The sequence below is a fragment of the Kitasatospora sp. NPDC086801 genome (assembly GCF_044745805.1).
GTDB lineage: Bacteria > Actinomycetota > Actinomycetes > Streptomycetales > Streptomycetaceae > Kitasatospora.
In genome coordinates this window covers 148,930-160,891 of record NZ_JBIVAX010000009.1, presented here as the reverse complement: position 1 = coordinate 160,891, position 11,962 = coordinate 148,930, and the positions used below count along the sequence as shown (strand labels likewise).

7 protein-coding genes are annotated in these 11,962 nt (G+C 72.7%); all 7 read left to right on the top strand.

Going from position 1 to position 11,962, the window contains the following annotated elements; all coding sequences use genetic code 11:
* The first annotated feature begins 98 nt into the window (after positions 1 to 98).
* The 7 genes from ACIPLC_RS13850 (at position 99) to ACIPLC_RS13820 (ending at position 11,713) form a co-directional block, all read left to right on the top strand.
* Positions 99 to 1,079 carry an LAETG motif-containing sortase-dependent surface protein gene (locus ACIPLC_RS13850; RefSeq protein ID WP_400473174.1) on the top strand — a complete coding sequence of 327 codons (981 nt, stop codon included), beginning with the start codon at positions 99 to 101 and terminating at the stop codon, positions 1,077 to 1,079.
* Between the two features lie 205 nt (positions 1,080 to 1,284).
* Positions 1,285 to 1,863 (top strand): Uma2 family endonuclease, encoded by a 579-nt coding sequence (locus ACIPLC_RS13845; RefSeq protein ID WP_400473173.1) that lies wholly within the window; start codon positions 1,285 to 1,287, stop codon positions 1,861 to 1,863.
* A gap of 16 nt (positions 1,864 to 1,879) precedes the next feature.
* A complete protein-coding gene (locus ACIPLC_RS13840; RefSeq protein WP_400473172.1) occupies positions 1,880 to 3,244 on the top strand; it encodes an oxygenase MpaB family protein in 1,365 nt (454 codons plus the stop codon).
* A 480-nt stretch (positions 3,245 to 3,724) separates the two neighbouring features.
* Entirely contained in the window at positions 3,725 to 5,269 is a 1,545-nt protein-coding gene (locus tag ACIPLC_RS13835; RefSeq protein WP_400473171.1) for a cytochrome ubiquinol oxidase subunit I, read from the top strand.
* 19 nt (positions 5,270 to 5,288) lie between these two features.
* Positions 5,289 to 6,314 (top strand): cytochrome d ubiquinol oxidase subunit II, encoded by a 1,026-nt coding sequence (cydB, locus tag ACIPLC_RS13830; RefSeq protein WP_400473170.1) that lies wholly within the window; start codon positions 5,289 to 5,291, stop codon positions 6,312 to 6,314.
* A 4-nt stretch (positions 6,315 to 6,318) separates the two neighbouring features.
* Positions 6,319 to 9,882, top strand: a complete 3,564-nt coding sequence (gene cydD, locus ACIPLC_RS13825) for a thiol reductant ABC exporter subunit CydD (RefSeq protein ID WP_400473169.1) — start codon at positions 6,319 to 6,321, stop codon at positions 9,880 to 9,882.
* 25 nt (positions 9,883 to 9,907) lie between these two features.
* Complete coding sequence (locus ACIPLC_RS13820) at positions 9,908 to 11,713, top strand: GAF domain-containing protein (protein WP_400473168.1); 1,806 nt, start codon at positions 9,908 to 9,910, stop codon at positions 11,711 to 11,713.
* The last annotated feature ends 249 nt before the right edge of the window (positions 11,714 to 11,962 follow it).

The following is an 11,962-nucleotide window of genomic DNA, read 5'->3' as shown; positions in this document are numbered from 1 at the left end:
GCGTAAAGAATCCGTGTGCCTATGATCAACGCCGTCGGGCCGTCAAGTACGGCCCGGCGAACGGCTTTTGCTTTCTTTCCGACCCGAAAGGGGTCATTGTGAAACTCCGCCGTACGCTGGTCTCGGCCGCCCTCGTCGCTGCCGTGATCTCGCCCGCAGCCATGCTCTCCGCGGCACCCGCCTTCGCGGAGTCGGCTTCGACGGCGCAGACCCGGAGCGACACCGGCTCGATCGCGGAGCTGGAGAAGGCCGCCGCCACCGCGGCCAAGGCCCACCAGGCCGCCGTCGCCGCCGAGGCCGCCGGGCAGGCCGAGACCACGGCCTTCATGAACAACCCGCAGCCCTACCTCGGCAAGCTCCAGGAGGCCCAGGCCGCCGCCAAGACGGCCGCCGCGGCCCACGAGAAGACCTACAACGAAGCAGTGGAGGCCTCGGCCGCGTACCGCTCCGCGAAGCCGGAGGAGCTGGAAGCGGCCAGGGTGCGGATGTTGGCGGCGTTCGACGCCGCCAACGCCGCCACCGACGCGGACACCAAGGCCAAGGCCGCCGTGACCGCCGCCGGTACGGCGCTGGACGACGCCAAGGTCGCGGCGCTGCGCAAGCTCAACGGGCTGCAGGAGGCCACCAAGACCGCGGCCGCCGCCAAGGCCACCGCGGACAAGGCCCTCGCCGACGCCAAGGCCGCCGCCGAGAAGCCGGCCGACAAGCCCGCCGACAAGCCGAGCGAGAAGCCGGTCGAGCAGCCCGCCCCGGCCCCGGCGGAGCAGCCGGCCCAGCAGCCCGCCGCCGTCACCCCGGTCTCGGACACCACCGCGACCACCGCCAACAACGGCACCGGCACCGGCACCGGCACCGGCACCGGCACCGGCACCGGCACCAAGGCGACCACCGCGAGCAGCCAGGCCAAGTCGACGACCGCCGCCCCGGCCAAGGCGACCACCGGTTCGACCACCGAGCTCGCCGAGACCGGTTCCACCCCGGCCACCCCGTACCTGGCGCTGGGTTCCGGCCTGGCCCTCAGCCTGGGTGCCGCCGCGCTCTACGTCTCCCGCCGCAAGCCGGCCCGCTCCTCCTCCTGATCCACCCGGTTCGCGCCCGCTCGGGAGGAGGGCGCGAACCCCACAGCACCCCGAACCGCAGGGCAGGCCCCCTCCCGGCCCGCCCTGCGGGTTCGCGTTTCCGGGCCCGAAACGCCCCGATCGGGTGAACCCCCGCCGTTCACCCGACCGGCCCCCCGGTCCTGTGCGATGGTCCAGGTGCTCACTCACGCACCGGGAGATCGCTGTGGACTCTGATCAGAGGTTATGGAAGGCCTGGAAGAGCATGGCCCTCCCGAAGCACGCACGCGCAGAGATCGACGAAGACAGCATCGCCATTTCGGTCATCGGTGACCTCCGTCATGCAGCGGTGGGAGGCGGCCTCGGGAAGGCACTGACGAAGCACCTGTGCGGGACGGGGTACGAGCCGACGCAAGGCCGGTATGTGGTCGCCGGTTTGAAGGCGATGAAACCTGACCTCGCCGTGGCGCCGGACGACACCAAGGCGATCGAACACCCGGAGGGCGTGGGGCTGTTGGCGTCCGGGGTCCCCCTTGTCGCCGAGGTCGTGTGGCCCGACTGCCACGACCGTCGTGACCAGGAGCTCAAGCCGCGTGCCTACGCGTCGGCAGGCATTCCGGTGTACGTGATCATTGATGACTACGACCACGGCGGTACCGTGACTGTCCTTTCCCGCCCTGACTCCGAACGCCGTGCGTACGCCTCCTCGACCCGGATCCCGTACGGCGAGGAGGCCGTGATCCCCGAGGGCCCCGCCAAGGGGTTCGTGATCGGGCCGGAGATCACCGGTGAGCGCCGTGGCTGATCCTGTGGTTGATCCCGTGGTTGATCCCGGAGTGTCGTTCAAGCGGGACCTGTCCGAGTGGCGGATCGCGCTGGTCGCGTGGCGGCTGCTGGTGCTGCAGGCGGCGGATCCGGTGGTGGGGGCCGGGATGGCGGAGCACTCGACGTACCAGGCGCATCCGTGGCGGCGGGTGGAGCACACGCTGGGGAGCGGGCGGCGGCTGTTCTACCAGGACGGGGAGGCGCTGCGGCGGGAGGTCGCGCGGCTGGACCGGGCGCACAAGCGGATCCGCGGGACGGCGCCGGACGGGCGGGCGTACGACGCCGAGGACGCGGCGACCCGGGCGTGGGTGCTGCTGACGCTGTTCGAGTGCGTGGTCACCATGCGGCGGCTGGGCGGGGATCCGTACGACGCCGGTCAACTGGAGTCGGCGTACCAGGAGTTCACCGAATCGGTGACGGCCTTCGGGCTCCCCGAGAGTGAACTTCCCTCCAGTGCGGCCGAGTTGCCCGCGTACTTCGCCCGGGCGGCGCGCGAGCGGCTGGAGCGCACCGAGGCGGCCCGCTACCTGCTGGAGGACATGCTGCGCGGGGCGCCGCGGCCGCGCCGGCTGTGGTTCCTCGGCGACGCCGGGTGGCGGGTGCTGCGGGTGGTGGTGGCGCGGGCGATCACGGCGCTGACGGTGGCGGATCTGCCGCCGGCGGTGCGGGAGCGGTTCGGGCTGGTGCGGACGCGGCGGGCGGCGCTGCTGTCCTGGCTGCTGCACCGGGGCGCCGGCGCGGTCGTCCCGCGGCTGCCGGACCGGCTGCGCTACCGCTCCCCGGAGCAGGGCGGTGCGCCGTCCCGGTGGCGTCCGCCGCGCCGGGACGCGCGCGGCTCCCGGGTGGACCGGTTCTTCCGCGAGGTGCTGGACCAGACCGGCGACGGCTACCTCACCGTCCACGACCTGCGGGCGATGGCGCACAACGTGTGCTGGCAGCTGGAGTTGGACGAGGCCGCCGAGGCGCGGGTGTACCAGGCCTTCGACGGCTGGTGGGAGCAGCTGCGCGCGGCGATGGACGCGAACGGCGACGGCAAGGTGAGCCGGGAGGAGTTCGTGGCGGCCACCGTCGCGGGCTGCGACCGGGATCCGGCCTATCTGGAGCAGGGGCTGCTGCCCGCGCTGCGGGCCGTGTTCACCGCCGCCGACACCGACGGCAGCGGCTTCCTGGAGGCGGACGAGTACCGGGCGGTGTTCGGTGGACCGCGCGTCCATCCGGCCGAACTCTCGCACGGGTTCCGCCAGTTGGACGTGGACGGGGACGGCCGGATCACCGTGGAGGAGTTCCTGCACGGCTTCACCGAGTTCTTCACCGCCCGCGCCGACTCCACCCCGGGCACTCAGCTCCTCGGCCGGGCTTAGCGGAAGAACTAAGGAAGCGGAAGAACTAAGGAAGCGGAAGAACTAAGGAAGCGGAAGAACAGGGAAAGGGCCAGGGCCCCCTGGCCCAGTCAGGTGCCCACGCCGTCCGCGACGGCGTGGGCGCTGTCGTGTCAAGCGACGGATCGGCCAAGACCGCTCCGCCGGCTGCCCGGCCGTTCGTTGTCAGGGCCGTGGACGGCTCCGCAGACTGTCCCCACCGCCACTGCGTTCACCACTGCACCGCCGCCGCACGGCCACCCACGGCCACGCCCCGCTACGTGCGGCTACACACCGTTCCGAAGGTGTCAACCACACCCCGCCTGCGATTCCTTCGTAAGGATGATGGATACTGCTCCTTGTGAACGTGTTCACGTTCACAAGCGGACAAGCTTGCGTGGTTGGGCAGCGGTCTACAGCTATAGATGAAGTTTGTCCGAAACATGCCCTTCAACAGGGCCGGTCGGTTGGAGAGAGGGCGACGTGGAGCTGGCAATCGCTCACGAGACCATCGCGCGATGGCAATTCGGCATCACCACCGTTTACCACTTCCTCTTCGTCCCGCTCACCATCAGCCTCGCCGCCATCGTGGCCGGGCTGGAGACCGCCTGGGTGAGGACGAACAAGGAGAAGTACTTCCACGCCACCAAGTTCTGGGGGAAGCTCTTCCTGATCAACATCGCGATGGGCGTGGTCACCGGCATCGTCCAGGAATTCCAGTTCGGCATGAACTGGTCCGACTACTCCCGTTTCGTCGGCGACGTCTTCGGCGCCCCGCTCGCGATGGAGGCGCTGATCGCCTTCTTCTTCGAGTCCACCTTCATCGGCCTGTGGATCTTCGGCTGGGACAAGCTGCCGAAGAAGATCCACTGCGCCTGCATGTGGATGGTCGCCCTGGGCACCGTGCTCTCCGCCTACTTCATCCTGGCGGCCAACTCCTGGATGCAGCACCCGGTCGGCTACTCGATCGACCCGGCCACCGGCAAGGCCCAGCTCACCGACATCGCCAAGGTGCTGTTCCAGAACACCACCCTCACCGTGGTGGCGCACACCCTGACCGCCGCCTTCCTCACCGGCGCGGCCTTCATGGTCGGCATCGCCTCCTTCCACCTCTGGAAGGCCAAGCGCCGCCCGGAGAGCGCCGACCCCAAGAAGACCGCCGTGATGCGCACCTCGCTGCGGCTCGGCCTGGTCCTCGCCGTGGTCTTCGGCGCCGGCACCGCGCTCAGCGGCGACTCGCTCGCCAAGGTCATGTTCGAGCAGCAGCCGATGAAGATGGCCGCCGCCGAGGCCCTGTGGGACACCCAGTCGCCAGCGCCGTTCTCGATCTTCGCGGTCGGCGACGTCAGCAAGGGCCACAACTCGGTCGAGCTGGAGATCCCGGGGATACTCTCCTTCCTCGCCCACAGCGACTTCAACTCCTCCGTCCCCGGCATCAACGACACCGCGGCCGCCGAGGCCGCCAAGTACGGCGGCGACCCCAAGGACTACATCCCGAGCATCTTCGTCACCTACTGGGGCTTCCGCCTCATGATCGGTTTCGGGATGACCTCCTTCGTGGCCGGCCTGATCGGACTCTGGACCACCCGGCGCAAGAGGTTCCTGCGCCCCGAGTTCCGCACCGGCGAGACCGAGGTGCCCCGGCTGATGCTCACCCCCGGGCGGGAGATGGGTCCGTTCCTCACCAAGTGGAGCTGGCGGATCGGCATCCTGACCATGGGATTCCCGCTGATCGCCAACAGCTTCGGCTGGATCTTCACCGAGATGGGCCGCCAGCCCTGGGCCGTCTTCGGCCTGATGACCACCGCGAGCGCGGTCTCCCCCAACGTGGGCGTCGGCACCCAGATCGGCGCCCTCACCACCTTCACCCTGCTGTACGCGATCCTCGCCGTCGTCGAGGTCCGGCTGCTGGTCAAGTACGCCAAGGCCGGCCCGGTGGTGACCGAGCAACCCCCCGCCAAGGACCCGACCCTGCGCGGACCGTCCTCGGACGACGACGCCGACAAGCCTCTCGCCTTCGCCTACTGAGGACCACAGGGGATCTGACATGCAACTCCACGACGTCTGGTTCGTACTGATCGCGGTCCTGTGGATCGGCTACTTCTTCCTGGAGGGCTTCGACTTCGGGATCGGCATCCTCACCAAGCCGCTCGCCCGCAACACCGCCGAGCGGCGGGTCCTGATCAACACCATCGGCCCGGTCTGGGACGGCAACGAGGTCTGGCTGCTGACCGCCGGCGGCGCCACCTTCGCGGCCTTCCCGGACTGGTACGCGACCCTGTTCAGCGGCTTCTACATCCCGCTGCTGATCATCCTGGTCTGCCTCATCGTGCGCGGCGTGGCCTTCGAGTACCGGGCCAAGCGCGACGGCGCGCGCTGGCAGCGCAACTGGGAGGAGGCCATCTTCTGGACCTCGCTGCTCCCGGCCTTCCTGTGGGGCGTGGCCTTCGCCAACATCGTGCGCGGCGTCGACATCGACGCGCAGAAGAACTACGTCGGCACCTTCTGGGACCTGCTCAACCCGTACGCGATCCTCGGCGGCCTGGTGACGCTCAGCCTGTTCACCTTCCACGGCGCGGTGTTCGCGGCGCTCAAGACGGTCGGCGGGATCCGTGACCGGGCGCGGGCCACCGCCCTGCGGGTGGGCGTGGTGGCGGCGGTGCTGGCGCTGGCCTTCCTGCTCTGGACGCAGGCCGACAACGGCAACGGCCGCAGCCTGGCCGCCCTGATCATCGCCGTGCTGGCCCTGGTCGGCGCGCTGGTGGCCAACCGGCTCGGCCGCGAGGGCTGGGCGTTCATCCTCTCCGGGGCGACCATCGTGGCCGCCGTCGCGATGCTCTTCCTGGCGCTCTTCCCGAACGTCATGCCCTCCACCCTCAACGACGGCTGGAGCCTGACGGTGACCAACGCGGCCTCCTCGCCGTACACGCTGAAGCTGATGACCATCGTGGCCGCCGTGTTCACCCCGCTCGTGCTGCTCTACCAGGGCTGGACGTACTGGGTGTTCCGCAAGCGCATCGGCGTCCAGCACATCCCCGGGCACGACCCGGCCGCCGCGCTCGACCAGGCCTGACGCCGTGAAGCCGGTCGACCCCCGACTCCTCGGGTACGCCCGCACCACCCGTGCCTTCCTCGCCGGATCCGTGCTCCTCGGCGGGGCGGGCGCGGCCCTGGTGGTCGCCCAGGCGAGTCTGATCGCCGAGATCGTCGTCCGCGCCTTCCAGCGCCATGCGACCCTCGGCGAACTGACCACGCCACTGCTGCTGCTCGCCCTGACGGCCGTCGGGCGCGGGCTGGTCGGCTGGCTCACCGAACTCACCGCGCACCGGTCCGTCGCCCGGGTGAAGTCCACCCTGCGACGCCGGCTGCTCGACCACGCCACCGCGCTCGGCCCGGCCTACCTGGCGGGCCGGCGCACCGGCGAACTCACCACCCTCGCCACCCGCGGCGTCGACGCGCTGGACGACTACTTCGCCCGCTACCTGCCGCAGCTGGCGCTCGCCGTCGTCGTCCCGGTGATCGTGCTGCTGCGGATCGTCGGCGCGGACTTCACCTCGGCCGCGATCATCGCCGGGACGCTGCCGCTGATCCCGCTGTTCATGGTGCTGATCGGGATGGCCACCCAGAGCCGGATGGACCGGCAGTGGAGCACCCTGGCCCGGCTCTCGCACCACTTCCTCGACGTGGTGGCCGGGCTGCCCACCCTCAAGGTGTTCAACCGGGCCCGCGCCCAGGCCGCCACCATCGCCCGGATCACCGCCGACTACCGCCGCGCCACCCTGCGCACCCTGCGGATCGCCTTCATCTCCTCCTTCGCGCTGGAACTGCTCTCCACCCTGTCGGTCGCGCTGGTCGCGGTCACCGTCGGCTTCCGGCTGGTGGACGGCACGCTCGACCTGGAGACCGGGCTGCTGATCCTGATCCTCGCCCCCGAGGTGTACTTCCCGATCCGCCAGGTCGGCGCGCTCTACCACTCCAGCGTGGAGGGCCTGACCGCCGCCGACGAGATCTTCCAGGTGCTGGAGACCCCGCTGCCCGCCGCCGGCACGGTGCCCGCACCCGCCCTCACCGGGGCCGTCGTCGCCGCCTCCGACCTGGTCGTGCGCCACCCCGGCCGGACCGAGCCCGCGCTGGACGGCGCCACGCTGACCCTGCGCCCGGGCGCCACCACCGCCCTCACCGGCCCGAGCGGGGCCGGCAAGTCCACCCTGCTCGCCGTCCTGCTCGGCCTCGTCGCCCCGGACGCCGGCGCCGTCCGGATCACCGCCGCCGACGGGCGGACCCACGACCTGGCCGCACTGGAACCGGCGAGCTGGCGGCGGCAGATCGCCTGGGTGCCGCAGCACCCGCACCTGTTCGCGGGGACGGTCGCCGAGAACCTGCGGCTCTACCGCCCGGAGGCCACCGACGAGCAGCTGTGGACGGCGCTGCGGGCCGCGCACGCACTCGACTTCGTCACTCGGCTGGACGCCCCGCTCGGCGAGGACGGCGCCGGGTTCTCCGCCGGGCAGCGGCAGCGGCTCGCGCTCGCCCGGGTGCTGCTCGCCGACGACCGGCCGCTGGTCCTCCTCGACGAGCCGACCGCCGGCCTGGACGGCGCCTCCGAGGCCGCCGTCGTGGACGCCGTCCGGACGCTCGCCGAGGACCCGGCGCGCACCGTGCTGATCGTCGCCCACCGGCCGGCGCTGCTGGCCGTCGCCGACCAGCGGGTCCGGCTGGCGGGTGCGGCTCCGGCTCCGGCTGCCGCTGCGGCCGAGCGGCCCGCGCACAGCGGGCGGCCGACGCCCGCCCCCGCCGTGGCGGAGGACGAGCCCGAGGCGGCCGCCGCCACCCCCCGGCTGGCGCTGTTCGTCCTGCTCGGCGCGCTCGCCCTCGGCTGCGCCGTCGCCCTGATGGCGACCTCCGGCTATCTGATCTCCCGGGCTTCCCAGATGCCGCCGGTGCTCTACCTGATGATGGCCGTCACCTCGGTACGGGCCTTCGGCATCGGCCGCAGCGTCTTCCGCTACGCCGAGCGGCTGGTCTCGCACGACGCCGTGCTGCGCACCCTCGGCACCCTGCGGGCCGCCGTCTACCGGCGGCTCGCCGCGCTCGCCCCGGCCGGGCTGCCCGCCTTCCGGCGCGGCGACCTGCTCTCCCGGCTGGTCGCCGACGTCGACGCGATCCAGGACCACCACCTGCGCTGGCGGCTGCCGGCCGCCGTGGCGGGCGTGGTCTCGCTGGCCGCTGCGGTCGCGATGGGTGCCTTCCTGCCCGCCGCCGGGGTCGTGCTCGGGCTCGGGCTGCTGCTCGCGGGCGCGGTGGTGCCCGCGCTGGCCGCCCGCTGGTCGGCCGGCGCCGAACGGCGGCAGGCCCCGGAGCGCGGGCGGCTCGCCACCACCGTCGTCGACGCCTTCACCGGCACCGCCGAACTCACCGTGGCCGGCGCGCTGCCCGGCCGACTCGCCGCCGTCCGCAGCGCCGACGCCGCGCTCACCCGGCTGGCCGCCCGCTCGGCGGCCACCACCGCGCTCGGCACCGGGCTGATCGCGCTGCTCACCGGGCTGACCGTGACCGCCGCGGCGGCCGTCGGTGTCCAGGGGGTGCACGGCGGCGCGCTGGCGCCGGTCTGCCTGGCCGTGGTCGTGCTCACACCGCTGGCGGTCTTCGAGGCCGTCACCGGGATGCCGCTGGCCGTCCAGGCGCGCCAGCGCAGCCGGGCCGCCCGGGCCCGGCTGGACGAGGTGCTGGAGGCGTCGGTGCCGGTGGCCGAGCCCGCGGAGCCGGTGGCGCTGCCCGAACAGCCGCTGCCGGTCGCGGTGCGCGGACTGACCGTCCGGCACCCCGGGCAGGCCGTGGACGCGCTCACCGGGGTCGACCTCGACCTCGCCGCCGGCCGCCGGATCGCCGTGGTCGGCCCGTCCGGCTCCGGCAAGACCACCCTGGCCCAGGCACTGCTGCGGTTCCTGGAGCCGAGCGCGGGCGCCGTCACCTTCGCCGGCGGCCGTCCACAGGCTGTGGACAGTCGCGCGCTCGCGGGCGAGGACGTCCGCCGGGTGATCGGACTGTGCGCCCAGGACGCCCACGTCTTCGACAGCTCGCTGCGGGAGAACCTGCGGCTGGCCCGGCCGGGCGCCACCGAGGACGACCTGCGCGCCGCGCTCGCCGCCGCCCGGCTGCTGGACTGGACGCTGACCCTGCCCGACGGCCTGGACACCATGGTCGGCGAGCACGGCGCCCGGCTCTCCGGCGGCCAGCGGCAGCGCCTCGCACTGGCCCGGGCCCTGCTCGCCGACTTCCCGGTGCTCGTCCTGGACGAGCCCGCCGAACACCTCGACCTGCCCACCGCCGACGCGCTCACCGCCGACCTGCTGGCCGCCACCGAGGGCCGCACCACCGTGCTGATCACCCACCGGCTGGCCGGACTGGACGACACCACGGTCGACGAGGTGCTGGTGCTGGACGGCGGCCGGGTCGCCGAGCGCGGCCGCTGGTCGGAGCTGGTCGCGGACCAGGACGGGCGGCTGCACGCGATGTGGCGGCGGGAGCGGGAGGCGGACGGGCTGCTGGAGCCGGTCGGGACGGCCTGCCGGGCGCTGCCGGGGCGTGCCGTCGGAGCGCCGGTCGGAGGCGCTGCTCCAGTCGCGCCGTCCTTCGGCTGAAAACCGTACAAACTAGGCTTTCTGCATGGACCCCACGCCAGACCTCCCCGCCGCCCCCGAGCCGACACCCCACCGGGTGCCGGAGATCGCCTCGCTCGGGCTGGACACCCTGGTCACCGAGGTCGCGGAGCGCCTGCAGTCGGCCGCCGCGGTCACCGACCGGATGCAGCGGCTGCTGGAGGCGGTGGTCTCGATCGGCGCCGGGCTCGACCTGCACGCCACCCTGCACCGGATCGCCACCGGCGCCGCCGAACTCGTCGACGCCCGGTACGCGGCCCTCGGGGTGATCGCCCCCGGCGGCACCGGCCTGGCCGACTTCATCCACGTCGGCATCGACGACGACACCGCCGCCGCGATCGGCGAACTGCCCGCCGGCCGCGGCATCCTCGGCGCGCTCATCGACCGCCCCGAACCGCTGCGGCTCGCCGACCTCGGCACCGACCCGCGCTCCTCCGGATTCCCGCCGCACCACCCGGAGATGAAGACCTTCCTCGGCGAGCCGATCCGGATCCGCGACGAGGTCTTCGGCAACCTCTACCTCACCGAGAAGAAGGGCGGCGGCGCCTTCACCCCCGAGGACGAGCAGGTGGTGCACGCGCTCGCCGCGGCGGCCGGCGTCGCCATCGAGAACTCCCGGCTGTACGAGGAGGGCCGCCGCCGGGAACGCTGGATCGCCGGCGCCTCCGCCGTCACCACGGCGCTGCTCTCCACCGACCAGGCCGAGACCGCGCTCACCGTCGCGGCCGAGCAGGTCCGGGAGCTGGCGGACGCCGCGCTCGGCATGATCCTGCTCCCGACGGAACCGACGGAGGACGGCGACGGGCAGATGCGGGTCGCCCACGCCTCCGGCGAGGCCGCCGAGTTCGTCCGGGGCGAGCTGCTGCCCAGGGAGAGCTTCGCGGCCCAGCTGCTCGCGGGGGAGAGCGTCTACCTGGACGACATGTCCAGCGACCCGACCGTGCTGATCCGGCTCGCCCGCGCCTTCGGCCCGTCCATGGCCGTCCCGATGGTCGCCGCCGGGCGGGTGCTCGGTGGGCTCTGCGTCTGGCGCCCGCGCGGCGCCCTGCCGTTCACCGACACCGAGAAGCAGCTCGCCGAGACCTTCGCCTCGCAGGCCGCGCTGGCCCTGCGGCTCGCCGAGGGCCAGCGCGACCAGCAGCGGCTGGCCGTCTTCCAGGACCGCGACCGGATCGCCCGCGACCTGCACGACCTGGTGATCCAGCGGCTGTTCGCCACCGGGATGATGCTGGAGAGCGCGGCCCGGCGCTCCGTGGTGCCCGAGGTGAAGGTCGGCATCGGCAAGGCGGTGGACGAACTGGACGCCACCATCCAGGAGGTCCGCACCACCATCTACGCCCTCCAGCACGACAACCACGGCGACGCGCCGGACACCCTGCGCACCCGGGTGCTGCGGGAGGCCAGCCAGGCCGCGGCCGCGCTCGGCTTCAAGCCGTCGGTGAGCTTCGTCGGCCCGGTCGAGAGCCTGGTCGAAGAGAAGAACGGCCGCCAACTGCTCGCCGCACTACGGGAGATGCTCTCCAACACGGCCCGGCACGCGCGGGCCTCCCGGGTCGGCGTCGAGATCGACGCGACCGCCCACCTGGACGACTCCGGTCGACCGGTGAGCGGGGACCCGGAGTCGCTGGACCGGGGCGGGCGGCCGGGCGTGCTGCTGACGGTGACCGACGACGGCGTCGGCATCCCGGCGGGCGGCCGGCGCAGCGGCCTGCTCAACCTGACCCGGCGGGCCGAGGCGCTCGGCGGCGCCGCCTGGCACGAGGCCGGGCCGTACGGGAAGGGCACCATGGTCCGCTGGACGGCCCGGCTCTGAGCCCGGCCCCGTTCCCGCTCGCCTTCTCGGCGGCCGGCCGGTGAAAGTTAAACGAGGGAGAACTTCCCGACCAACACCGCAAGTTGTGAACGTTCTGGGCTTTCCGCGGGTCCGTGTGCACACATAGCTTTGCGTCCGGTCTCGGAGGGGTAACCGGACGGGGGAGCAGTGGACGCGTCTGGCCGCGGGAACACCGCAGCAGGAGCAAGTCGGGGCGGGTTCAGGACGGAGCGTGCCCCGGACGGGCGC